This window comes from Thiocapsa sp. UBA6158 (assembly GCF_002423035.1).
GTDB lineage: Bacteria > Pseudomonadota > Gammaproteobacteria > Chromatiales > Chromatiaceae > Thiocapsa.
This window is the reverse complement of record NZ_DIUM01000138.1, coordinates 1-21,849: the sequence shown is the minus strand read 5'-3', so window position 1 is coordinate 21,849 and position 21,849 is coordinate 1. Positions and strand designations below refer to the sequence as shown.

The 21,849-nt window shown below is 63.6% G+C and carries 21 protein-coding genes, 1 tRNA gene and 1 pseudogene; 7 read left to right on the top strand and 16 right to left on the bottom strand.

The genetic code is table 11. The features are described 5' to 3' along the window. The first annotated feature begins 60 nt into the window (after nucleotides 1–60). Nucleotides 61–3,237 carry an EAL domain-containing protein gene (locus tag B4N44_RS19395; protein ID WP_296704613.1) on the top strand — a complete coding sequence of 1,059 codons (3,177 nt, stop codon included), beginning with the start codon at nucleotides 61–63 and terminating at the stop codon, nucleotides 3,235–3,237. 50 nt (nucleotides 3,238–3,287) lie between these two features. Here B4N44_RS19395 and B4N44_RS19390 read toward each other — a convergent pair whose 3' ends face one another. Beyond that, nucleotides 3,288–3,455: a GGDEF domain-containing protein gene (locus B4N44_RS19390; protein ID WP_296704611.1), complete on the bottom strand. Its 168-nt coding sequence runs from the start codon at nucleotides 3,453–3,455 to the stop codon at nucleotides 3,288–3,290. Between the two features lie 49 nt (nucleotides 3,456–3,504). After that, nucleotides 3,505–3,624: pseudogene (locus B4N44_RS19385) on the bottom strand (diguanylate cyclase domain-containing protein); the annotation flags it as partial. A 331-nt stretch (nucleotides 3,625–3,955) separates the two neighbouring features. Between B4N44_RS19385 and B4N44_RS19380 the strand changes: the two are divergent. Then, entirely contained in the window at nucleotides 3,956–4,177 is a 222-nt protein-coding gene (locus B4N44_RS19380) for a hypothetical protein (RefSeq protein ID WP_296704608.1), read from the top strand. A 194-nt stretch (nucleotides 4,178–4,371) separates the two neighbouring features. Beyond that, entirely contained in the window at nucleotides 4,372–4,731 is a 360-nt protein-coding gene (locus B4N44_RS19375; RefSeq protein ID WP_296704605.1) for a hypothetical protein, read from the top strand. On the opposite strand, the gene ilvA is transcribed toward B4N44_RS19375, so the two are convergent. Further along, on the bottom strand, nucleotides 4,728–6,260 hold the full coding sequence (gene ilvA, locus B4N44_RS19370; RefSeq protein ID WP_296704602.1) for a threonine ammonia-lyase, biosynthetic: 1,533 nt from the start codon (nucleotides 6,258–6,260) through the stop codon (nucleotides 4,728–4,730). The two genes, B4N44_RS19375 and ilvA, sit on opposite strands and share 4 nt — an antisense overlap. A gap of 541 nt (nucleotides 6,261–6,801) precedes the next feature. On the opposite strand from ilvA, the gene rpiA reads away from it, so the two are divergent. Next, nucleotides 6,802–7,461, top strand: coding sequence for a ribose-5-phosphate isomerase RpiA (rpiA, locus tag B4N44_RS19365; RefSeq protein WP_296704600.1), 660 nt, complete (start codon nucleotides 6,802–6,804; stop codon nucleotides 7,459–7,461). A 442-nt stretch (nucleotides 7,462–7,903) separates the two neighbouring features. Here the strand turns inward: rpiA and B4N44_RS19360 are convergent, their stop codons facing one another. The 5 genes from B4N44_RS19360 to B4N44_RS19340 form a co-directional block, all read right to left on the bottom strand. Continuing rightward, nucleotides 7,904–9,259 (bottom strand): porin, encoded by a 1,356-nt coding sequence (locus tag B4N44_RS19360; protein ID WP_296704596.1) that lies wholly within the window; start codon nucleotides 9,257–9,259, stop codon nucleotides 7,904–7,906. A gap of 499 nt (nucleotides 9,260–9,758) precedes the next feature. Continuing rightward, nucleotides 9,759–9,832, bottom strand: a tRNA-Gln gene (locus B4N44_RS19355). A 160-nt stretch (nucleotides 9,833–9,992) separates the two neighbouring features. Beyond that, complete coding sequence (rpsI, locus tag B4N44_RS19350; RefSeq protein WP_296704593.1) at nucleotides 9,993–10,382, bottom strand: 30S ribosomal protein S9; 390 nt, start codon at nucleotides 10,380–10,382, stop codon at nucleotides 9,993–9,995. Nucleotides 10,383–10,393: 11 nt separating this feature from the next. Then, nucleotides 10,394–10,831, bottom strand: a complete 438-nt coding sequence (rplM, locus tag B4N44_RS19345) for a 50S ribosomal protein L13 (RefSeq protein WP_296704591.1) — start codon at nucleotides 10,829–10,831, stop codon at nucleotides 10,394–10,396. Between the two features lie 389 nt (nucleotides 10,832–11,220). Beyond that, nucleotides 11,221–11,532, bottom strand: coding sequence for a (2Fe-2S) ferredoxin domain-containing protein (locus B4N44_RS19340; RefSeq protein ID WP_296704588.1), 312 nt, complete (start codon nucleotides 11,530–11,532; stop codon nucleotides 11,221–11,223). Between the two features lie 153 nt (nucleotides 11,533–11,685). Here B4N44_RS19340 and B4N44_RS19335 point away from each other — a divergent pair, with 153 nt between their 5' ends. Together B4N44_RS19335 and coq7 are read left to right on the top strand one after the other, a co-directional pair. Further along, on the top strand, nucleotides 11,686–12,924 hold the full coding sequence (locus B4N44_RS19335; protein WP_296704585.1) for a (Fe-S)-binding protein: 1,239 nt from the start codon (nucleotides 11,686–11,688) through the stop codon (nucleotides 12,922–12,924). A 215-nt stretch (nucleotides 12,925–13,139) separates the two neighbouring features. Then, the gene (coq7, locus tag B4N44_RS19330) at nucleotides 13,140–13,784 is read left to right on the top strand and encodes a 2-polyprenyl-3-methyl-6-methoxy-1,4-benzoquinone monooxygenase (protein WP_296704582.1); all 645 of its coding nucleotides are present in this window, start codon (nucleotides 13,140–13,142) and stop codon (nucleotides 13,782–13,784) included. 28 nt (nucleotides 13,785–13,812) lie between these two features. Here coq7 and speD read toward each other — a convergent pair whose 3' ends face one another. After that, entirely contained in the window at nucleotides 13,813–14,637 is an 825-nt protein-coding gene (speD, locus tag B4N44_RS19325; protein ID WP_296704579.1) for an adenosylmethionine decarboxylase, read from the bottom strand. 36 nt (nucleotides 14,638–14,673) lie between these two features. After that, a complete protein-coding gene (locus B4N44_RS19320) occupies nucleotides 14,674–15,123 on the bottom strand; it encodes an OsmC family protein (protein ID WP_296704576.1) in 450 nt (149 codons plus the stop codon). 173 nt (nucleotides 15,124–15,296) lie between these two features. On the opposite strand from B4N44_RS19320, the gene crp reads away from it, so the two are divergent. Then, nucleotides 15,297–15,953 carry a cAMP-activated global transcriptional regulator CRP gene (gene crp, locus B4N44_RS19315; protein WP_296704575.1) on the top strand — a complete coding sequence of 219 codons (657 nt, stop codon included), beginning with the start codon at nucleotides 15,297–15,299 and terminating at the stop codon, nucleotides 15,951–15,953. Between the two features lie 247 nt (nucleotides 15,954–16,200). Here the strand turns inward: crp and trpC are convergent, their stop codons facing one another. The 6 genes from trpC to trpE form a co-directional block, all read right to left on the bottom strand. Further along, on the bottom strand, nucleotides 16,201–17,007 hold the full coding sequence (trpC, locus tag B4N44_RS19310) for an indole-3-glycerol phosphate synthase TrpC (protein ID WP_296704573.1): 807 nt from the start codon (nucleotides 17,005–17,007) through the stop codon (nucleotides 16,201–16,203). Nucleotides 17,008–17,009: 2 nt separating this feature from the next. Continuing rightward, nucleotides 17,010–18,050: an anthranilate phosphoribosyltransferase gene (trpD, locus tag B4N44_RS19305; RefSeq protein WP_296704569.1), complete on the bottom strand. Its 1,041-nt coding sequence runs from the start codon at nucleotides 18,048–18,050 to the stop codon at nucleotides 17,010–17,012. Nucleotides 18,051–18,663: 613 nt separating this feature from the next. Next, nucleotides 18,664–19,266: an aminodeoxychorismate/anthranilate synthase component II gene (locus B4N44_RS19300; protein WP_296704566.1), complete on the bottom strand. Its 603-nt coding sequence runs from the start codon at nucleotides 19,264–19,266 to the stop codon at nucleotides 18,664–18,666. A 110-nt stretch (nucleotides 19,267–19,376) separates the two neighbouring features. Next, nucleotides 19,377–19,640 carry a hypothetical protein gene (locus B4N44_RS19295; RefSeq protein WP_296704564.1) on the bottom strand — a complete coding sequence of 88 codons (264 nt, stop codon included), beginning with the start codon at nucleotides 19,638–19,640 and terminating at the stop codon, nucleotides 19,377–19,379. Further along, nucleotides 19,637–20,131, bottom strand: coding sequence for a putative toxin-antitoxin system toxin component, PIN family (locus B4N44_RS19290; RefSeq protein ID WP_296704561.1), 495 nt, complete (start codon nucleotides 20,129–20,131; stop codon nucleotides 19,637–19,639). The genes B4N44_RS19295 and B4N44_RS19290 overlap by 4 nt, the downstream gene beginning before the upstream one ends. A gap of 153 nt (nucleotides 20,132–20,284) precedes the next feature. After that, on the bottom strand, nucleotides 20,285–21,778 hold the full coding sequence (trpE, locus tag B4N44_RS19285) for an anthranilate synthase component I (RefSeq protein WP_296704558.1): 1,494 nt from the start codon (nucleotides 21,776–21,778) through the stop codon (nucleotides 20,285–20,287). Between the last annotated feature and the right edge of the window lie 71 nt (nucleotides 21,779–21,849).

Sequence of the window (21,849 nt, the reverse complement as noted above, 5' to 3'; positions counted from 1 at the left end):
GGCCTGCGTCGAGCGCAGGTCGGCCGGTCACGATCCTCGAAGGGGACACGAACAATCACCATGGACACAGGCCAGGAAAACCACCCAGTCAGCCCAAGGCCCGCGCAGGCGCCTTCAACGCCCGCATCGCAGCTCCCGCACCCGACCGATGCCCTGGAGCAGCGCGTCGCGGAGCGAACCGCGGCGCTGCAGGCCCAGCTCGATGCGCTTCGCCAGGTGGAGCAGCAGTTGCGCCAGAGCGAGGAGCGGCTGCGCTTGGCCATCGATGGCGCCAAGGTCGGCATCTGGAGCTGGGATCTACGCACCCAGGCGTTGTTCTTCTCGGAGCAATGCAAGCTGATGTTTGGCTTGCCGCTGGATGCGCCGGTGTCCTATGACTGCTTCCTCGCAACGCTGCACCCGCAGGAGCGCGAGCGCGTCGCCCGGCTCGTGGCGCACTCCCTCGAAACGGGCGCAGACTATGCGACCGAGTACCGCATCCGCCTGCCCGATGGGACGCCGCGTTGGATCAGCGCCATGGGCCGGGTGTATCGGTCGGCCGACGGAGCGGTCGAGCGCATGGGCGGCGTCACCCTCGACAGCACGGCGCGCAAAGACAGCGAGCAGCGCCTGCGGGCGAGCGAGGAGATCACGCGGCGACAGTTGGCCGAGATCCAGACCTATTACGACACCGCGCCGGTCGGCCTCGCGGTCCTGGATACGCAGCTGCGCTATCTGCGCCTGAATCAGCGCCTGGCCGAAATGAACGGACAGCCCGTCGCGGCCCATCTTGGGCGCGCGCTGCGCGAGCTGGTGCCCCAGCTCGCCGATGCGATCGAGCCGAAGCTGCGCATGGTGCTCGCCACCGGCAAGCCGCTGCGCAACCAGGAGATCCACGGCAAGCCCGATCCGCACACCGGCCGCTCGCGCACGCATCTGGAGCACTACTATCCGTTACTGGATGCGCGCGGAGCGGTGACGGGCATCAACATCGTGGTGGAGGACATCAGCAAACGGCGCACCATGGAAGAGGAGATCCGCGCACTCAACGCCACCCTCGAGCGTAAGGTCGAGCAGCGCACGCACGCGCTCGAAGCGGCCAACGCCGCGCTGCGCGCGAGCGAAGTGCGCTTCCGGCACTTGTTCGAGGATTCGCCTCAGCCCAGCGTGATCTTGGAGGACGGGCGTTATATCGCAGGCAACCGGGCCGCCCTGCACATGTTGGGGCTGCAACAGATGGAGGACTTGCTGGGACGCTCGCCGTTGGACTTCTCCACCCCGATGCAGCCCGACGGCACGCCATCCGCGGATAAGGCAGCCGAGATGATCCGTCTGGCCGAGGAAAACGGATCACACAGCTTCGAATGGCAGAACATCGATGCCCACGGCAAGGCGTTTTTCACCTCTACGATCCTGACCCCCATCCGCCAGGGCGGCAAGGCCCTGCTGCATGTGATCTCCCTGGACATCACCGAGCAGAAGCGCGCTCAGGCCCGCCTCGAATACCTGGCCCATTCCGACGAACTCACCGGCCTGCCCAACCGCCGCGCCCTCATCGAGCGGCTGCGCCAGGCGATAGACGCAGCCAGCGGAACCGATCAATTGGTCGCGGTCTGCTACCTCAACCTCGATGACTTCAAGCCGATCAACGACAGCTACGGGCACGCGTTCGGCGATGCGCTGTTGTGCGCGCTGGCCGAGCGTCTGCAGGGGTGCCTCCGTGCCCGGGATGCGCTGGCACGCGTCGGCGGCGACGAGTTTGGCCTCCTGCTCACCGGCCTGAGCTCGCCCTTCGCTGCCCTGGAGTTGGTGCAAGGGATCCTGAAACAAGTCAATCAGCCCATCGAGGTGCAGGGACATCGGCTGCACCTCTCCGCCAGCCTGGGGCTTACCCTGTTTCCGACCGACAGTGCCGGACCCGATGCCCTGCTGCAGCACGCCCACGAGGCCCTGTTCCGGGCCAAGGGCCGGAACAAGGGCGGCTATCACCTCTATGACCCGATCCAGGATCACGCAGAGCGCCAGCGCCGGCAATGGCGCCAGGACTTCGCCCAGGCCCTGCAGGCCGGACAGCTGCGGCTGCATTACCAGCCCAAGGTCGCGCTGAGCGACGGCAGCGTGCTCGGCGTGGAAGGGCTGGTGCGCTGGCAGCACCCGCGCCAGGGCATGCTTGCGCCGGAGCGCTTCCTGCCGCAGATCAAGGACACCCCGCTCGAGACCGCCCTGGGCGAATGGGTGATCGACACTGCCCTGGCGCAGCAGCAGGCCTGGCACCGTCAGGGTGTCGATCTGCCCGTGAGCCTCAACATCAGTCCGCGGCAGATTCAGGAGCCGAGCTTCAGCGCCTTTCTCGCCCGCGCGCTGGCCGAGCATTGCAAGGACGGCGCTGTTCAGCTCGAGATCGAGCTCCTGGAGATCGCCGCCCTGGAGAACGTCAACGCCGCCGCCGAGGTGATGCGCGCCTGCCGGGAGCTGGGCGTGCGCTTCTCCCTGGACGACTTCGGCACGGGCTACTCATCGCTGGCCTACTTTCATCAATTGCCCATCGACATCGTCAAGATCGATCGGCACTTCGTGCGCAACATGCTCGACAATCCCGAAGACCTAGCCATCGTCGAAGGGGTCGTGCGCATGGCCAAGGCCCTGCAACGGCCGGCGCTTGCCGAGGGGGTCGAGTCGGTGGAGATCGGACAGATGCTGCACCGGCTGGGCTGCCAATATGCCCAGGGCTATGGGATCGCGCGGCCGATGCCCGCGGAGCAGGTCCTGCCCTGGCTCGGCGACTGGCCCCGCAACCGCCCCTGGCACACCCTGGCCAGCGTCAGCCTCGACGCGGCGGCCAGCCTGCATCTGCTCTGGCGCCCCAGCTATGACTGCGGCGAGCCGCAGATCGACGAGGAGCACCGCGCGCTGTTCCAGCTGGCCAATGCGCTGCTGGACCTGGCCATCATCGATCCGGCGCCCGCCAACCTCATCCCCACCCTGGATGCCCTCCTCGAGCACGTCGCGGCGCATTTTGCCCACGAGGAGGTGCTCCTGCGCCAGCAGGGCTATGCGGGCCTCGAGCGCCACAGCGCCCTGCACAAACAGCTGCTCGAGCGGGCGCTCGCGCTGCGCACCGAGGTCGAGCAGGGCCGGCTGCGCTTCGGCCAGCTGGCGGAATTCTTATCCCAGGAGGTGGTCGCGCGTCATCTGCTGCATGAGGACCGCGACTTTTTCCCCTTGTTTGCGCAGACGGGGCAGGCCGCGTCCCAATGAGGCGACGGATGGGGCGATGGATGGGGCGATGGACGCCGCACTCGAGCACATCATGGGTCGGCGAGACAGACCCGGTTGCGGCCGAGGGTCTTTGCGGCATAGAGCTGTGCATCCGCCGCATCGATGAGGCTGCTCGGGGGCGCCTCGGGCGTAGGCTGGCGCAGGGCCGCCCCGAGACTGATGGTCACCCAGGGGCTGGTGGCAGGCAGAGGCCCCATGGGGGATGTGCAAGGCCTCCACCGCCGCCCGCAACTGTTCGGCGATCGAGGCCAGCCCCTCCCGGCTCACCCCGGGCAGCAGGCAAACGAACTCCTCGCCGCCGTAGCGCGCGACGAAGTCCTCGGCGCGCTTGAGCTTCTCAGACAGGGTGGCCGCGATGCGGCGCAGGCAGTCGTCGCCGGCCTGATGGCCCTGGCTGTCGTTGAAGGCCTTAAAGTGGTCTACAGGCGCGCGCCCGCACCGTCTATGAAAACACCACCCGCGACATCGCCGATCGCATCTTTCAGCCTAAAAAGAGCAGTTACACCTTGCCTAACGTCCATCAACGCCGCCCTGCTGGGCATGGAGGCGGTGGTCAGCGAGGACGCGGTGCGCCGCAACCTGCGCCGGCTCGATGAAGCCGACGGGGTCGCCTGGCTGCAGAAGCACCTCGACGCCTGCGTGGCCCCGGTGCTGGGCGTGCATCACCGCGCTGACCGACAACTGGTGGAGCCTGTTCGTGCGCCTGGCCGACCCGACTCGGCACACCGAGGCCATCACCAGCCGCCCGCTGCTGCTCAGCGCACCGGCGCGACTGACCCGTCACGGCGGGCAGACGCGCCTGACCATCAGCCATCCCCATGCCGAAGCCGGGTGGGTGGAGGCGACCTGCCGCGAGGTCGCGGCCTTCTTCGGCACCCTGCGCCGAACTGCGGAGCAGTTGAGTCCCCTGCAATGCTGATACCGGATGCTCTCGCGTGCGCTGGTGAAGTACCTCAACGGCCGCCAACTGCAACCGCCGGCCGCGCTGCCGGCCCCGGCGTAGCCGTCGAACCAGCCGCAATGTGTACTTGCCCGCGGGCCAAAAACGGCCCGTGACGGGCGTCTCCGGGTAGAGACAGCCATGACTGAACCATCCCCCCCACAGATCCGGATGTGACCAATTCGGTCATCCGGTTCCTCGGGAAACCGGGATCCCAACACGCATTCCGGCGCATCACTGCGCTACCCTGCAAACGATCAGACGTAGCTGAGGTGCTCTCCTTCCATGATGCCGGCGTTCAACCCTCGGCCGATCAGCCGCAGTCTCCCACCCTCATTGATCCGTTGCCGGATGAAACTCCGTCACCAGCCCCAGTCGATGTTGTCGAAGAATCCCGTGATGTCCGCGTCGTCAATCCATCCGATGTCGTGCGTCATGCACTGCTCGCGCAAGGACGCGAGGGCGTCGCGGGCGTTGCGCCCTTCCCGACAGCCATCGGAGAACGGCAGAACATCCTGCCGGATCTAGGTTAAATCGCGCGCGCTTTAGATCCGGCAAAGAGCCGATAGGCCGGGTTCTCGGTCTCTTCCCAGTATTGGTAACCCAAGGTATCGAGCGCCTCGCGAAAGGCATCCGTATCATCCGGCGGAATCTGGGCACCCATCAGGACTCGCCCGTAGGCCGCGCCGTGGTTGCGGTAGTGAAAGAGTGTGATGTTCCAACGCCTCCCCAGTGCCGAGAGAAAATCCAGCAACGCGCCCGGGCGCTCGGGGAACTCGAAGCGCACCAGGGTCTCGCACTCGATGCCTTCGGCATGCCCGCCGACCATGTAGCGGATATGCAGCTTGGCCGTCTCGTTCTCGGTCATGTCGAGCACGCCGAAACCTTTTTCCACCAGGCGGCCGATCAGCTCGGCACGCTCCTCGTCCCCACGCGCAAGCTCCACGCCGACGAAGACCTGCGCCCGTGACTGATCCGAGTAGCGATAGTTGAACTCGGTGATCTGACGCCGCCCGATCACGCGGCAGAAGGCCAGAAAGCTGCCTGGGCGCTCGGGGATCTCGACCGCGAGCAACGCCTCGCGCCGCTCGCCGAGCTCGGCGCGCTCGGCGATATGGCGCAGCCGATCGAAATTGACGTTGGCGCCGCTCTCGATCGCGATCAGATGCTCGCCCTTGATCCCGTGCGTCTCGACATACCGCTTCATGCCGGCGACCGCGAGCGCACCGGCCGGCTCGGCGATCCCGCGGGTATCGTCGAAGATGTCTTTGACCGCGGCGCAGATCTCGTCGGTGCTCACGAGCACGACCTCGTCGACGCGTTCTCGGGCGATTCGGAAGGTCTCCTCGCCGATCAGCTTTACGGCCACGCCGTCGGCAAAGAGCCCGACCTGCGCCAGCTCGACGCGCCGCCCTGCGGCGAGCGCCGCATGCAGCGTGGGCGCATCCTGCGGCTCCACACCGATGATGCGCACCTCCGGCATCAACCATTTGACGTAGGCCGCAACACCCGCGATCAATCCGCCGCCGCCCACCGGGACGAAGATCGCATAGGGCGGGACCGGATGCTGGCGCAGGATCTCCATCCCGATCGTCCCTTGACCGGCGATCACGTCGGGGTCATCGAAGGGGTGTAGAAAGGTCAGCCCCTTCTCCGCAACCAAGGTCATCGCATGGGCGAAGGCCTCGTCGTAGGAGTCGCCATGCAGGACGGCCTTGCCGCCGAGACGGCGCACCGCGCGCACCTTGATGGCAGGCGTGGTCCGCGGCATGACGATGATCGCCGGCACCCCGAGCTTGGCGGCACCGAGCGCAACCCCCTGTGCATGATTGCCCGCGCTGGCCGCGATCACGCCGCGCGCGCGGACCTCCGGATCCAGGTGGATCAGTTTGTTGTAGGCCCCGCGCAGCTTGAACGAGAAGACGGGCTGCAGGTCCTCGCGCTTGAGAAAGACCGCGTTCTCGAGCCGCGAGGAGAGCTGCGGCGCATGCGTCAGGGGTGTCTCGTGCGCCACATCGTAGACGCGAGCACGCAGTATCCGTTCGATATAGGCGTCGGGCATCTAAACCGCGTCCGGAGTGATATGCATTGTTCTTGGATTGGATCCGTGTCGACTGCATGCAGGAGCGTCGGAGCTGACGCGGTTTAGAGTGTCAAGAAGACGGGTTCTTAGGCCGTCTCTCCACCGAGTGCCGGACGGACATTTGGCATTGGACGCACTCGAAACGAAGCATCTCACTCTCGGCACGGTGTGACCCCGGACGGATCCGTGGGGTTTCTGGGCTCTGGTATGATACCGCCGGACCTAGAAAAGAGCAGGTTGGGCCGATCCGCGCGGGGCACAACCAATCGTCGACGCTGAGCTGGCGGCTGGAAGCTAAACCGCGCTCAGAGGGAGATGCTCATTTCCAGTGAGTTCGACGATTGATGCATCCACGGCCCTTAGCGGGGACGCGGTTTAAAATCATATCTTTTTTAATCTCTTAAACCGCGCCGGCTCCGGCGGTCGTCAAGTCTGCCGGGGCCGATCCCATCCAAACCCACTGCATACAGCTCCGAGCGCGGTTTAACGCCTCACACTCGACCAACACACCGGAGGACATATGAACACACAAGACGCCATGAAGAAACAGGCCGCCGAGGCGGCGCTTGCCTATGTCGAGGAGGGCATCATCGGGGTCGGCACAGGCTCGACCGTGAATCATTTCATCGATGCACTGGCCGGCATCAAGGGACGGATCGAGGGCGCCGTGTCGAGCTCGGTCGCCTCCACCGAGCGACTCAAGGCGCATGGGATCCCGGTTTACGACCTCAACGCCGTCGGCGAGCTCTCGCTCTACGTGGACGGGGCGGACGAATCCAACGCGCAGCTTCAGTTGATCAAGGGCGGCGGCGGTGCGCTCACTCGGGAGAAGATCGTCGCGGCGGCGAGTCGGCAGTTCGTCTGCATTGCCGACGAAAGCAAACTGGTCAAGGTCTTGGGTGCCTTCCCGCTGCCGGTGGAGGTGATTCCGATGGCACGCAGCTATGTGGCACGCGAGCTGGTCCAATTAGGCGGCACCCCGGTCTGGCGTGACGGTTTCGTCACCGACAACGGCAATCTGATCCTGGATGTACAGCATCTGGAGATCATGGAGCCCGCCAAGCTGGAACAGCAAATCAATAATATCGCCGGCGTGGTCACCGTCGGCATCTTTGCCTTGCGCCCGGCCGATGTCTTGATCCTCGGAACACCGGATGGACCCAAGACGCTGCGGGCCTAAACCGCGCCCGGAGCGGCATGAAGAGTTTTTGGATTGGGCCTGCCTCGGTCGGATCCTTGAGCGTCTGAGCTGACGCGGTTTAGGATGTTGAGAAATCGGAACTTTAAATCGCGCTTGTGACGAGTTTCGGCGGTGCATTCAACGCCGAACCCGCCCGGAGCTCAGGATCTTGCTCTGAACGCGATTTTATCGAGGCATCACGCCGGGGGGCGTATCTCGGAGTCAACAAGAGGAGAGGCGACCGCGATGGCGCGCCAACGAAATCTGAAGTCGGCCTAAAAAATATTAAATTCTAAACCGCGTGTCACTGAGATCGAGGATATCTCCGAAGCCAGACGCACGATGAAAACGACGCATGCCGCTCCGGACGCGGTTTAAGCAACAAAAAACGGGGCCCGAAGGCCCCGTTTCGCGTTCCATGCCAGACCTAAGCTAGCTTGGCTTAGAAGCTGTGCATCATGCCCACCGAGAAGCCGTCCCATTGCGAACCTGGGAGGACTTCCTTGGCATCGCTGTCAACCGCAGTGTAGAGCGCGTAAGCCTTGGTACGCTTGCTGAGGTTGTGATCGAACCCGATGGCCCAGGTTTCGATCTTGTTGTTGTACTCGGCATCGACTAAATCAGAGAAGAGCTGACCGCCCGCAGCGGCAACGAAGTCGCTGCCGAGCGAAAGATCGCTCTCGTAGTCGGCCTGACCGTACATGGCCTTGACCATGCTGTTGCCGAAGGCATAGCCGGCCTGGATCTGCCACAGGTCAACATCCTTCGAGGCGCCGGGGATGAAGAAGTTGGAGTTCTGATTCGGCGGATTGAAGGTACCCGCAATGAACGGATCGCTGCCCGGCTCGTGCTCGCGCTTCTCGTAGATGCCCGTCAGCGTAAAGCCGTTCCAGTCAAGCAAGCCAAGACCGACGCGGAAGGCCGTTGCGTCATTGTCCGTGTACGGACATGTGGAAAGCGTTCCGGCCGGGTCAGTTGCCGTTGCCGTGTACGGGCAATCATTGAAGTACAGGCTGGTGTTCCGGTCATTGAAATGCTCGTTGCCCAGCGACTCGTAGGCCAGCGACGCGTAGAAAGGCCCGTTGCTGTAGATACCGGCAACCGAATAGGCCCCTGCAATGCTGTCTTCGTTGAGGTTGAGGCCCTGATTGCCGCCCGTTGCGCCGCCGGCAGGAATGATGGCACCCATCAACTGGAAACCAGCCAGGCTCGGGCTGATGTAGGCGACGACATTGTCCGCACGGTAATCGCGGAAGCCGACCGTGCCGTTGTAGTCCGCCATGGTGTCGGAGAAGAGGTCCAGCTTGCCGGTCGAGATCTTCATCGGGGTGTCGTGACGCCCGATCAGGAAGGTACCCCAGCTGTCCCCGGCGAGACCGACGAATGTGTTTCGATAGGTGACACTGTCGTCGTTGTTCAGGACGTTGCCTTTGGCGTCGTTCAGATTGATGCCGAACTCGACCTGGTAGATGGCCTTGAGTCCGTTGCCCAGATCCTCGGAACCCTTGACGCCGATTCGGTTGGCGCGACCCTCACCGGGGATGTATCCGTTGCTGGACATGCCCCAACCGTCGAAGTCCTGGCCGGGTGCAACCCGCACCAGGGTCGGGTTCCCGTTGTTAAGAATTACGTTGCCGTTGCCATCCCTCGCGAAGTCGTATTCAGGAAGGACAACGTTCTTGACATTTGCATAGTCAAGAGAAACGTTCAGCTTGCCGTACAGGATCGCTTCGGCCATCGCGGCGCCCGGGACGACCATCGCGGCAGCGACCGCGAGGCTCAGGATCTTCTTGTTCATACTCTTCTCCGCTGTTGTGAATTTGTCAGGTAGACTGCAGAAACCAACGCAATCATGCTTTGCGTACCGAACTATAGTGGAAGGCGGAGTGTTTTGCAACAGAGTGGGACAAAAAAAGACACACACCCGGGACATGTTGCTTTTTAGCATCGGAGCACACCGAAGCAGGCGCCCGCCACTTGAGGCCCGAAGGCTGGACAGGCCAGCGAAGGTGTCGCTTTACGGACGAAGACAGCCGCCTGAACAAGCGATTCCGCTCGAGCGCCGACTTCGAGCGCAGCGAGATAAACCGATGTATCAGGCGACCGAAAACGAAGCAAAAAAGCACCACATCCGATTCTCGCCGAGACCGCCGGGGGACGCCTCGCCGAAAAGCCAGGGTTGACGTCGATGCCACATCGATAGGGTGTCGCGCAGAGTGTACAGCGCTCGCTTAGACAGGAACGGATCGGCAACGCAGGAGACGGATGCCGGTTGAACGACGAGTTCGCTCGGGATGTGGCTGGGGGACTAGGATTCGAACCTAGGTTGACGGAGTCAGAGTCCGCTGTCCTACCACTAGACGATCCCCCAAATTTGGATCGTGCCGCCGGCATCGAGGAGTGATGATGCCGGTCGACCAGGCCGCGATGAGCGCGCGCCCCGATTGCGGTACCCGCTGGAGAGGACTCGGGCGCGCCGAGCCTGCAATCGGGGGTGTTTGCTCCGCAGTCGAGGTGTCGCGGTCGAGCCGTTAACGCTTCGAGAACTGAGGACGCTTACGGGCCTTGTGGAGGCCGACCTTCTTACGCTCGACCTCGCGGGCATCGCGGGTCAGGAACCCGGCGCGGCGCATCGGCGAACGGAGATTCTCGTCGAACAGTACCAGCGCCCGGGCGATGCCGTGGCGGATTGCGCCGGCCTGACCCGTGTTGCCGCCACCGACGACGGTCGCCTTGATGTCGACGCGGTCGAGCAACCCGGCGGTTTCGAGCGGCTGACGTACGACCATACGCGCCGTCTCGCGGCCGAAGAACTGATCAAGCGGGCGATTGTTGACCGTGATGTTGCCGGACCCGAGGGTCAGGAAGATCCGGGCAGCGGACGTCTTGCGTCGACCGATGGCGTGTTGTCTCTCGGACATGCGTCTGATTCCTAAACGTTGAGCTCAAGGACTTGCGGCTGTTGCGCCTGGTGACCGTGCTCCGGCCCGGCATAGACACGCAGCTTCTTGAACATGGCCCGCCCGAGCGGTCCACGCGGCAGCATCCCCTTCACGGCGATCTCGATGGCGCGCTCGGGTTTGGAATCGAGCAGCTTGGCGAGACTCGTCGACTTGAGATTGCCGACGTAACCGGTGTGGTGGTAATACATCTTGTCTTCGCGCTTGTTCCCGGTCACCCGCACCTTCTCGGCATTGATGACGACCATATAGTCGCCGGTGTCGACGTGGGGGGTGTACTGCGGCTTGTGCTTACCGCGCAGGCGAAGGGCCAACTCGCTCGCGAGCCGCCCGAGGGTCTTGCCGTCGGCATCGACCAGATACCAGGCACGGCGGACTTCCGCCGGTTTTGCACTCACTGTCGTCGTCATGTCCTTCGCTCCGGGATGCCGTGCTCGCGTTGTCTCGACATCGAACCCGTCGTGACGGCATTGAGCCGGTACGGTTCGAGTGGCGAGTCGCGCGCGGGCCGTCGATTTCGTTTTCTGTGTCGAGAAAGACCGCGAAGTCTACGTGACGACATCGTCGCACGCAACCCGAAATTTAAGCCGCGATTCAGGCCGGTAACCTTAAACCGCGCCCGGCGCGGTATGCGATGTTTCCGGATGGGATCGGCCCCGGCAGATTTGACGAGCGTTGGAACCAGCGCGGTTTAAGGCATTCAAAAACAAATGATTTAAAACTACGTCCCGGCCGGAGGCCGTGGATGCACCAAACGTCGAGTTCACTGGAAAATTCAGCATCTCGCGATGGACGCGGTTTAGGGTAGCCGCAGCCGATCCACCACCCGCCCGCCGATCAGATGCTCCTGCAGGATCTCCTCCAGGTCCTCGCTGTCGACGTAGGTATACCAGGTGTCCTCCGGATAGACCACGATCACGGGTCCTTCAGCACAACGATCGAGACAACCGGCGGTGTTGATGCGCACCCCGCCACGCCCCGTCAGACCCAGCTCCTTGGTGCGACGCTTGAGGAAATCGCGCATCGCCGTGGCCCCGCACTGGTTGCAGCATTGGCTGCCGTCCTCGCGCTGGTTGGTGCAGAAGAAGACATGGTAACGGTAGTACGACATCTTAAATGACCTGGATTGAACGCAAAGCGGCCGCGGAAGGGTAACATAATCAAGCTCCGCAGCGACCGAGCGCCACCCACGTCCGAGGCAACAGGTCCGCCGGCATGGACGCACTCCGAACGAACCGACCGAGCCACTGGACGACCCGCGCGATTGAAGAACTCGACCGAAGACCCGCACAGCCTCTTGCAGACCGGCGCAAACCGCGAGCTGTTGCAGCTTGCCGATCAATGCGTCAAATGCGGGCTGTGCCTGCCGCACTGCCCGACGTTCCAACAGGCACGCCAAGAGGCGGACTCGCCGCGCGGGCGGATCGCCCTGATCCAAGGGTGGGCGGGCGGCCACTTGGCGATGACGTCGACCCTCGCCGGGCATCTCGACACCTGTCTCGGCTGCCTGAATTGCGAGCGCGTCTGCCCCTCGGAGGTCGCCTACGGGCGCATCGCCGATCAGGCGAAGGCGCTGCGCACGGCCGCGTCGCCCGCACCCGCGCGGACCCTCAAGCGGCTCGTGCTTCGCGCCTTGTCGAGCGCGCAGCTGATGAGCCGATTCGCCCGGATCACGCGCCTGTACCGCCGTCTTGGTCTGGCCCGACTGGTGGAGCGACTCAGGCTCGACCGAATCACCGCACTGCGCCCCTACCATCGAATGGCGACAGCGATGGGGGCCGTTGCGCGGCCGATCGCCCCACGCAACCCGGAAGGGGCGGACATCGATCTGTTCCTCGGCTGCATGGGCTCCGCGGCTGAAGGGCGTGCCGTCGAGGCGACCTTGAAGGTCGCGGCTCGACTGAATCTGCGCCCTCGCATTGTTTCGCCCGACACCTGCTGCGGCGCGATGCTCAGACACAACGGATTGCCCGCACAGGCCGACGCGCAGCGCGATGCCTGCGTTCGGACGCATGGCGAGCGCACGCTCGTGGGTCTGGCGAGCGCCTGTGTGGCCGAGCTTCGGGGGGATCCGGCGCTGCGCGACACCCTGGAGCTGTGCGCCTTCCTGGACGGGGTCGAGTGGCCGAAATCGCTGCGGATCCGACCCGATCGGCGTCGCGTCTTGGTCCATGAGCCCTGCTCGCATCGCAACCGGCTCGGCGGGAATGCCGCGGTCCATCGACTGCTCGGGCGCATCCACGGTCTGGAGATAACGCCGATGCCACCCGGCCAAGGCTGCTGCGGTGCCGCCGGAACCTACCTGCTCCAGCACCCGGCCATGGCCGAGGCCCTGCTCGCCGAGCTGCTGGCCCCGGTGCGTCTGGACACCCCGGACGTGATCGTCACCACCAATCCGGGGTGCGCCCTGCACCTGTCCGCAGGCGTTCGCGAGGCCGGGCTGGATATCGCGGTCCTGCATCCCGTCGAGCTGATCGCCGCGGCACTCGGCCCCGAGCCTTAAACCGCGCCCGATGCTGTATGCGTTGTTTTTGGATTGTCTCGGCCGCGCGAACTCCTGCGACGACCGGAGCTGGCGCGGTTTAAGGTGATTTCCGGGATCAGGATCTACCGGCAAAGCCGAACCAAGAAAAGCGCTCGAAGGCGCTGCTCGTTGTCGTTGTTGTTCGGAATCCGAGATACTGACCACAACTCATCACTCTTCGACCGGAGGAATCCATGACGACACGCCGTCTGACGCCTATCGACCAGATCCTGATCAACGCCGATCACGCACTGAGGACCCTGTTCGGGCGCCCGCAAACCACCGAACGCCCCAACCCGGCCGAGGACATCCCGGAGGCGGACCTTACCGACGAGCAGCGGCGGCACGTCGCACGCCTGATGCGGATCAACCACACCGGCGAGGTTTGCGCCCAGGCCCTCTATCAGGGTCAGGCGCTGACCGCCAAGCTGCCGGACACGCGCAAGCGCCTGGAGCGCTCCGCCAAGGAAGAAAACGATCACCTCGCCTGGTGTGCCGCGCGCCTGGAAGACCTGGGGGACCGCAAGAGTCTCTTGAACCCGCTGTGGTATGCGGGCTCCTTCGCGATGGGCGCGGCGGCCGGGCTGGCCGGCGACAAATGGAGCCTCGGCTTCGTCGTGGAGACCGAGCGTCAGGTGGAGGACCATCTCGACGAGCACCTCGCCCAGATCCCGAGCGACGACGAGAAGACGCGCACCGTCCTCGAGCAGATGAAGGCCGACGAGGTCCACCACGCGCAGATTGCCCACGCCGCCGGCGGGGCCGAGCTGCCGGCGCCGATTCGTTCGGCAATGCGCCTGACCTCGAAGGTGATGACAGGCACGGTCTACTGGGTCTAAACCGCGCTGAATCCCGCGATAGCGGGATTCAGCCCCCGAGATATTCCAGGTTGCGCCCGAGATTGCGCCCGTAAAAGATCTCGCTCAGCTCGCGGCGCAACAGCTTCTGGATCCGCTGGTGCTCGCGCTCGGAGAGATCCTTGGCCTCGATGCAGAAGAGATAGTCGTCGAGCCGAAAGTGCTTGATGACCATCTTGGTGTGGAAGAGGTTCTCTTGGTAGACGTTCACATCGACCATCTGATAGCGGTTCTTGGTGTCGCGCGACAGATAGTTCTGGATCGAGCTGATGTTGTGGTCGATGAAGTGCTTGCGCCCGCCGACATCGCGCGTGAAGCCGCGCACCCGGTAGTCCATGATGACCACGTCGGACTCCAACGCGTGGATCAGATAGTTCAAGGCCCGCAGCGGCGAGATCCGCCCGCAGGTGGAGACATCGATATCCGCGCGAAAGGTACTGATCCCGGTCTGCGGATTGCTCTCCGGATAGGTGTGGACCGTGATGTGGCTCTTGTCCAGATGGGCGACCACGGCCTCGGGCAAGGGGCCCGGCGAGGTGGTGTTGGAGATCTGCCCCGCCGCGATCGGCTCCTCTGAGATCAGCATGGTGACCGAGGCACCCTGCGGGTCGTAGTCCTGGTGCGCGACATTCAGGATGGTTGCACCGATGATCTCCGCGACATCCGTCAGGATCGCGGTCAGACGCTCGGCATTGTAGGCCTCGTCGATATACTGGATGTAGGCCTCGCGCTGCTCGTCCGAGTCCGCGTAACAGACATCGTAGATGTTGAAGCTGAGTGTCTTGGTGAGGTTGTTGAACCCCTCCAGGCGCAGCTTTTTCAGAGTCGTGGGCATCGGCGTAAGACCTCCAGAACAACAGGAGCGCGCACGCTACCGTTCCGGTTCGACGGATGCAAGAGCAGTATCGAGATCGCGGATCTCGAAATCGTGCGTGACGGTCGCGGTCGCGCCCAGCATGATGGATGCCGAGCAGTATTTCTCGGCGCTCAGCTTGATGGCCCGCTCCACGCGTTGCGGATCCAGGCCGCGTCCGGTCAGGATGAAATGGACATGGATCGCGGTGAAGACCTTGGGATCCGTCTCCGCGCGCTCGGCCGTCAACTCGACGACGCAGTCCGTCACCGCCTGGCGCGCCTTGCGCAGGATGAGCAAAACGTCGAACTGGGTGCAGCCGCCCAAGCCGATGAGCAGCATCTCCATCGGGCGCACCCCGATGTTGCGCCCCCCCAGATCGGGCGGCCCGTCCATCACAATGGCATGACCCGAGCCGGCCTCGCCCAGCATCGCTGCACCTTCGATCCATTTCACACGCGCTTTCATCCGAACTCTCCGCCGTCGTTCATCCCGCAAAATAAAGAAGACCCGATGCGCAACCCGCTCGCGCTCGGGGACATGCAGCCGCGGCGCGCCTCGCGTTTGTCGGTGTTCGACAAGGGACACGGGCGCGCCTAGAATCCAGACCAGAGTCCGGGACAGATCAGGCAGAGCGATCCATGACCATTCTGACGCCGCCCAAACAAGATCCCCGTTGGCTGGAGCCCTTGCTGCGTTACTGTCACACCAAGAGCTACGACAAGAACGTGGAATTCATCCGTCAGGGCGAGGCGGCCGACACGCTCTATTATCTCATCGAAGGTTCCGTCGCGGCGATGATCGACGATCCCGAGGAGCGTCGCGAGCTGCTGCTCGCCTACATCAACAAGGGCGAGTTCATCGGCGAGATGGGGCTCTTCGTCCCGCAGAAGATACGCAGCGTCATCATCCGCACCCGTACCAAGTGCAAGGTCGCGGAGATCAGCTACCAGCGGCTCGATCGTCTGCTCGATGTCGAGCTCAAAGAATACGCCAAGGATTTTCTCTACAGCGTCGGACTGCAACTCTCGCAGCGCCTGCGCCAGACCAGCCGCAAGGTCGGTCACCTGGCCTTCCTGGACGTGACCGGCCGCATCGCCGGTACACTGCTGGACCTCTGCAAGCAGCCCGACGCCATGACCCATCCCGACGGGATGCAGATCCGCGTTACCCGACAGGAGCTCTCCAGCATCGTCGGCTGCTCGCGCGAGATGGCCGGGCGTGTGCTCAAGAGCTTGGAGGAGCAGGGACTGGTCAGTGTAAAGGGCAAGACGATCGTGGTGTTCGGGACACGGTAGGGGGCTTTCAGCCGCCAGCCGGACGATGCTGCCGGATCAAACGCGATCCCGCCCGCGCGGGAGATCGTTGGGTTTGGGTGATCTCCGGGAAAAGAGCGACCGGCGTATAGGTGCGAATTTATTCGCACGCGGAGCCCCTAAGGCCTTCCAAGCATGCGCAGACCGGTGCTTATTCCCGGAAATAACCTGAGCCCGTCAGGGCAGCCGAAGAGTCGACTGCAAGTCGACGATCCCGGGGGAATCCAACTCATGACACCCCGAGAAACAGCCGCGCCAGCTCCTCGCCCGGATCATCGGCACGCATGAAGGCCTCGCCGACGAGGAAGGCGTTCACACCGCTCGCGCGCATCCGCGCCACATCTTCAGGGATCAGGATGCCGCTCTCGGTGACGAGAAGCCGGTCGCTCGGGACCCGCCCCAGAAGCCCGAGCGTCGTGTCCAGGGTCACCTCGAAGGTCCGAAGATTACGGTTGTTGATCCCGATCAGGCGGCCCGGGACCGCCAGCGCCCGCTCCAGCTCGTCCGCGTCGTGGACCTCCACCAGTACGTCGAGCCCGAGCTGTCCGGCCAGAGCATTCAGCTCGGCGAGGCGGGCATCGTCCAGACAAGCAGCAATCAGCAGGATGCAGTCCGCACCCAGGGCGCGGGCCTCGTAGACCTGATAGGGGTCGACGATGAAGTCCTTGCGGATCACCGGCAGGGCGCAGGCCGCGCGCGCCGCCTTGAGATCCTCGTCGCTCCCCTGAAAGAAATCACGGTCGGTCAGCACCGAAAGACAGGCCGCGCCCTTGCGGGCATAGCTCTGCGCGATCTCGGCGGGCCGAAAATCCGGGCGCAGCACACCCTTGCTCGGACTGGCCTTCTTGATCTCGGAGATCACCGCCGGGGCACCGGCCTCGATTTTAGCCCGGAGCGCGTCGGCGAACCCGCGCGGCGGATCGGCCTCATGTAAGCCTGCAGCCAGTCGATCGAGCGGCACGCACGCCGACCGGGCCGAGACCTCTTCGACCTTCCGGTGAATAATCTTTTTGAGGATGTCGGGGGTGTCGCTCATCGTCAATGACCGTCCTTCGCGCGATCGAAGCTCGCCGTCAGCTCGATCAAACGCTCGAGTCGACGCTCCGCCTCGCCGCTGGAGATGGCAACATCGGCTCGTGCCAGTCCTGCAGCGAGACTCTCGGCACGGCCGGCGGCATAGATCGCAGCGCCGGCATTCAGCTGAACGATATCCCGTGCCGGCCCCGCCTGGTTGGCGAGCACTCCGCGCAGCATCACCAGGCTCTCGGCCGGGTTCCCGACGCGGATTGTATCGAGATTCACGCGCTTCAGACCGAAGTCCTCGGGCTGGATGGCGTAGCGGCGGATCACGCCGTCCTTCAGCTCGGCCACGTCGGTGCTGTCGCCGATGCTGATCTCGTCCAGACCGTCGCGGGCATGGACAACCAGCACATGACGACTGCCGAGACGCTGCAGCACCAGCGCGAGCGGCTCGAGTAGATCCTCGCTGAAGACGCCGAGGACCTGATTGGGCGCACCGGCCGGATTGGTCAGCGGACCCAGGACGTTGAAGATGGTCCGCACGCCCAGTTCCTTGCGCGGGCCGATCGCGTGCTTCATGGCGCTGTGATGGCCCGGCGCGAACATGAAGCCCACACCGACCTCGCGCACGCAGCGCGCGATCTGCTCGGAGGTCAGATCCAGCCGCACACCGGCCGCTTCGAGCACGTCGGCCGCACCGGAGCGGCTGGAGACCGAGCGATTACCATGCTTGGCGACATGACAGCCGGCCGCCGCTGCGACAAACATACTGGTGGTCGAGACGTTGAAGGTCCCCGAGGAATCCCCGCCCGTGCCGACGATGTCGACCACATGATCGAGCCCGCCGATATCCACGCCGGTCGCCAGCTCGCGCATCACGCCTGCCGCCGCCGCGATCTCGGGCACCGCCTCGCCCTTCATGCGCAGCGCGATCAGGAAGCCGGCGATCTGTGCCGGGGTCGCACCGCCGGTCATGATGGTGCGCATGACCGTCGTCATCTCGTCGGCGGTGAGATCACGGTGCTCCAGGCAGCGGTTGATCGCCTCTCTCAGCTCCATTAAAACGCGCCCTTTGGTTGATGAGAAATCGTCATGTGGAAATCACCTTATCGCAGCTTTCGTCTGTCGGAGCTGCGCGTTTTAAGTGATTATTTTTAATCTAAACCGCGTCCAGCGCGACGTGCGTTATATTCATGTTGTGTCGGGCTCAAGGATTTTCCGACCTTTTTGGAGACGCGGTTTAAAAATTTAATATTTTTTTAATACTCTAAACCGCGCCGGCTACGACAGTCGTCGGAGCTGGCGCGGCCGATCCACTCCAACAAATGACGCATACCGCACCGGGCGCGGTTTAGATGACCCGAGAGAGCCGGCACCAGGCAAAGTGGTCGAAGGCTCGACTCGTTGTCGTTGTCGTAATCGGATTCCGGATGCCCACGAACACAAACACAAACACGACCACCCTCGAAAAGGCATTCTCTCGTCGAGTTGCTTGGCTTATTTTTGAACCTTTCCTAAACCGCGTCCAGAGCGACATGCTCAATTTCGAGTGAGTTCGACGGTTGGTGCATCCACGGCCCTTAGCGGGGACGCGGTTTAGAATGATATATTTCTTAAAATCTTAAACCGCGCCGGCTCCAGCGGACGTCAGGTCTGCCGGCGCCGATCCCATTCAAAAACATCGCTTACCGCGCCGGGCGCGGTTTAAGAAGTTTTTGAGGAGGTCATGGCCGTGCCGGGTCAGGATGGACTCCGGATGGAACTGCACGCCCTCGACCGCAAGCTCGCGATGGCGCACGCCCATGATGGCCTCGCGCTCGCCCTCGGCGGTCTCGGTCCAGGCCGTGACCTCAAGACACTCAGGCAGGGTCGCCTGCTCGATCACCAACGAGTGGTATCGGGTCGCCTCGAAGGGGTTTTCCAGTCCGCTGAACACACCGACGTTTGTGTGGTGGATTGGCGAGGTCTTGCCGTGCATCACGCTCGGCGCCTTGATGATGTGTCCGCCGAACGCCTGTCCGATCGATTGATGACCCAGACAGACACCGAGGATGGGCACACGCCCGGCCATCGCCTTGATCAGCGGGACTGAGATCCCGGCCTCGTTCGGCGTGCAGGGCCCGGGCGAGATCACGATCCGCTCGGGCGCCAGCGCAATCGCCTCGTCGAGACTCAGCTCGTCGTTGCGCACCACGCACACCTCCGCACCCAGCTCGCCCAGATATTGCACCAGGTTGTAGGTGAAGGAGTCGTAGTTGTCGATCATCAGGAGCATGGCGTTTTTAGGACAGGTTGACGTTGAGCAATCCGCTAGGTCGCAAGCGTATCACCAGCTTCCATCGGTCACCGAATTCGGTGTGAGCGTGCCCGACCGAGCCTTCTACATCAATTGCTCATCGGCGGGGTTTCGGCAGGAAGCTCGTCGCCCGGCAACGGTGGCCTGTCGGGCACCCGGCTCAGGACATCCGCATACTGCGCGAAGTCGGCCTGACTTGCCCTTTTGGCGATCAGGTCCTCTGTCTGGAGCGCCGAAAGCTTCTCGGCGAGCGCGATCACCAAAAAATGATCAAGCGAGGTGCCATCGCGCGCCGCAGCCTTGCGTGCTGCGTTCAGCAGAGAATCGGGTAGATCGAGGGCAAGTTGGGTCATGGTTCTCTCCTCAAGCGAGCGATGATCTGAGCGGGTGTCAGCACGTCCAGCGCAAAGCGTTCGGCAGCGGGGCGAAAATCCGTCGTGTTGTGGGTAATGATCGCGTTCGCTCGCCCGTTGATCGCGGTCTCCAACACCATTTCATCGTCACTATCGCGTAACTGCGGGCGCCACAGGTAGTGCAATCGAATCGGTTCACCCAGCGCTGCCCAAGTGTTGAGGATCGCGTCGATATCGGCGATTGACAAACCATGCACGACCCGCTGTTCCTGACGTTTCAAGACACTTTCGTACTCCAGGAACAGCGGAACCGAGAGCAAGGGCACGAAGCAACGCGCGGTCACTGACGCCAAGAGCTGGAACGATGCCCCGTTTCGGCTACGCAGTCCTGCGACAAGCACGCTGGTATCGACAACGACTCGCGGAGCATTGTTTGCCCAGGCAGTTCGGGCGTCGTCGCCGGACGCGGCTGCGATTGTCGAGCCGGTCATGGTCTGCGGTGATCGGATTCAACGCTCCAATCATCGACGACGACCAGACACCTCAACGCTTCGACGATGCTTTGGTCAGGATTTCCGACGACGAGACTGGCGATGAGCTTACTCCGACGAACGAGCGTGCCTGCAATCATAGCAAGCCGAGGCTCAAACGACCCGCCCGGCACCGCGCTCGATCCCCGCCTCGGCCAGGGCCACGGCGCGAAAGACCGCGCGACCCTTGCTCATGGTCTCCTTCCATTCGGCGTCCGGGACCGAGTCGGCCACGATGCCGGCGCCGGCCTGGATGTGGAGCATGCCGTCCTTGATGACGGCGGTGCGGATCGCGATGGCCGTGTCCATGTTGCCGTTCCAGGACAGATAGCCGACCGCGCCCGAGTAGATCCCGCGCTTGACGGGTTCCAGCTCGTCGATGATCTCCATCGCGCGGATCTTGGGCGCCCCGGAGACGGTCCCGGCCGGGAAGGTCGCGCGCAGCACGTCGATCGCGTCCATGCCCTCGCGCAGATCGCCGACCACGTTCGAGACGATGTGCATCACGTGCGAATAGCGCTCGACGATCATCTTGTCGGTCACCTGCACGCTACCGATCTCGGCGACGCGCCCGGCGTCGTTACGACCCAGATCGATCAGCATCAGATGCTCGGCCAGCTCCTTGGGATCGGCCAGCAGCTCGACTTCGAGCGCCTGGTCTTCGGCCTCGGTCTCGCCGCGACGGCGGGTGCCGGCGATCGGGCGGACCGTGACCACGCCGTCCTCGAGACGGGTCAGGATCTCGGGCGAGGAGCCGACGATGTGGAAATCGCCCAGATCGAGAAAATACATGTAGGGTGATGGATTGAGCCCGCGCAGCGCACGATACAGATCCAGCGGCGGCGCCCGGAAGGGGATGGAGAGACGCTGCGAGATCACGACCTGCATGCAGTCGCCGGCCAGGATGTAGTCCTTGATCCGCTCGACCGCCTGCTTGAACCCGTCCTCGGTGAAGCCGGAGACGAAGTCGGTCTCGCTGACCGTGCGCCCCGGCTCGGACGAGCGTCGCGGTGCACCGCAGCGCATCCGCTCGCACAGTGCATCGATGCGCGCCTCGCCGGCCTCCAGGGTATCCCCGGCGCTCGGATCGAGGTTCAGGATGATGTACATCCGTCCGCTGAGATTGTCGAAGACGACCACCTCGTCGGAGACCATCAGCAGGATGTCCGGCGTCTGCAGCTGATCCGGGTTGGGGCAGGTCGCCAGACGCGGCTCGATATAGCGGATGGTGTCGTAGCCGAAATAGCCGACCAGACCGCCGGTAAAGCGCGGCAGACAGGCGAGATCGGCAACCTTGAAGCGCTGCTGGTAGGCGTCGATCCAGGCCAGCGGATCGGCCGTTTCGACGGACTCGATCACCGCGCCGTCACGCTCGACGCGGATCGCGTGGCCGCTCACCCGCAGCAGGGTGCGGCAGGGCAGGCCGATGATGGAATAACGCCCCCACTTCTCGCCACCCTGCACGGATTCGAGCAGATAGGAGTAAGGCCCCTCGGCGAGCTTGAGATAGACGCTGAGCGGTGTGTCGAGGTCGGCAAGGACCTCGCGCAGGATCGTAATCCGGTTGTGGCCCTGGTCGGCCAGGGCGCGAAATGCGGCTGGGGTCATCGGGGTCTCCGAGCAATGGGATTCAAGGCAGGTCGGAACGCGGTCTCAACCCATCCCATTACACACATCTC

Excerpts from the sequence above, each read along its gene's own strand:
- B4N44_RS19395 (WP_296704613.1), top strand. The coding sequence starts at position 61 with ATGGACACAGGCCAGGAAAACCACCCAGTCAGCCCAAGGCCCGCGCAG.
- B4N44_RS19390 (WP_296704611.1), bottom strand. The coding sequence starts at position 3,455 with ATGGGGCCTCTGCCTGCCACCAGCCCCTGGGTGACCATCAGTCTCGGG.
- ilvA (WP_296704602.1), bottom strand. The coding sequence starts at position 6,260 with ATGCCCGACGCCTATATCGAACGGATACTGCGTGCTCGCGTCTACGAT.
- rpiA (WP_296704600.1), top strand. The coding sequence starts at position 6,802 with ATGAACACACAAGACGCCATGAAGAAACAGGCCGCCGAGGCGGCGCTT.
- B4N44_RS19360 (WP_296704596.1), bottom strand. The coding sequence starts at position 9,259 with ATGAACAAGAAGATCCTGAGCCTCGCGGTCGCTGCCGCGATGGTCGTC.
- rpsI (WP_296704593.1), bottom strand. The coding sequence starts at position 10,382 with ATGTCCGAGAGACAACACGCCATCGGTCGACGCAAGACGTCCGCTGCC.
- rplM (WP_296704591.1), bottom strand. The coding sequence starts at position 10,831 with ATGACGACGACAGTGAGTGCAAAACCGGCGGAAGTCCGCCGTGCCTGG.
- B4N44_RS19340 (WP_296704588.1), bottom strand. The coding sequence starts at position 11,532 with ATGTCGTACTACCGTTACCATGTCTTCTTCTGCACCAACCAGCGCGAG.
- coq7 (WP_296704582.1), top strand. The coding sequence starts at position 13,140 with ATGACGACACGCCGTCTGACGCCTATCGACCAGATCCTGATCAACGCC.
- speD (WP_296704579.1), bottom strand. The coding sequence starts at position 14,637 with ATGCCCACGACTCTGAAAAAGCTGCGCCTGGAGGGGTTCAACAACCTC.
- B4N44_RS19320 (WP_296704576.1), bottom strand. The coding sequence starts at position 15,123 with ATGAAAGCGCGTGTGAAATGGATCGAAGGTGCAGCGATGCTGGGCGAG.
- crp (WP_296704575.1), top strand. The coding sequence starts at position 15,297 with ATGACCATTCTGACGCCGCCCAAACAAGATCCCCGTTGGCTGGAGCCC.
- trpC (WP_296704573.1), bottom strand. The coding sequence starts at position 17,007 with ATGAGCGACACCCCCGACATCCTCAAAAAGATTATTCACCGGAAGGTC.
- trpD (WP_296704569.1), bottom strand. The coding sequence starts at position 18,050 with ATGGAGCTGAGAGAGGCGATCAACCGCTGCCTGGAGCACCGTGATCTC.
- B4N44_RS19300 (WP_296704566.1), bottom strand. The coding sequence starts at position 19,266 with ATGCTCCTGATGATCGACAACTACGACTCCTTCACCTACAACCTGGTG.
- B4N44_RS19295 (WP_296704564.1), bottom strand. The coding sequence starts at position 19,640 with ATGACCCAACTTGCCCTCGATCTACCCGATTCTCTGCTGAACGCAGCA.
- B4N44_RS19290 (WP_296704561.1), bottom strand. The coding sequence starts at position 20,131 with ATGACCGGCTCGACAATCGCAGCCGCGTCCGGCGACGACGCCCGAACT.
- trpE (WP_296704558.1), bottom strand. The coding sequence starts at position 21,778 with ATGACCCCAGCCGCATTTCGCGCCCTGGCCGACCAGGGCCACAACCGG.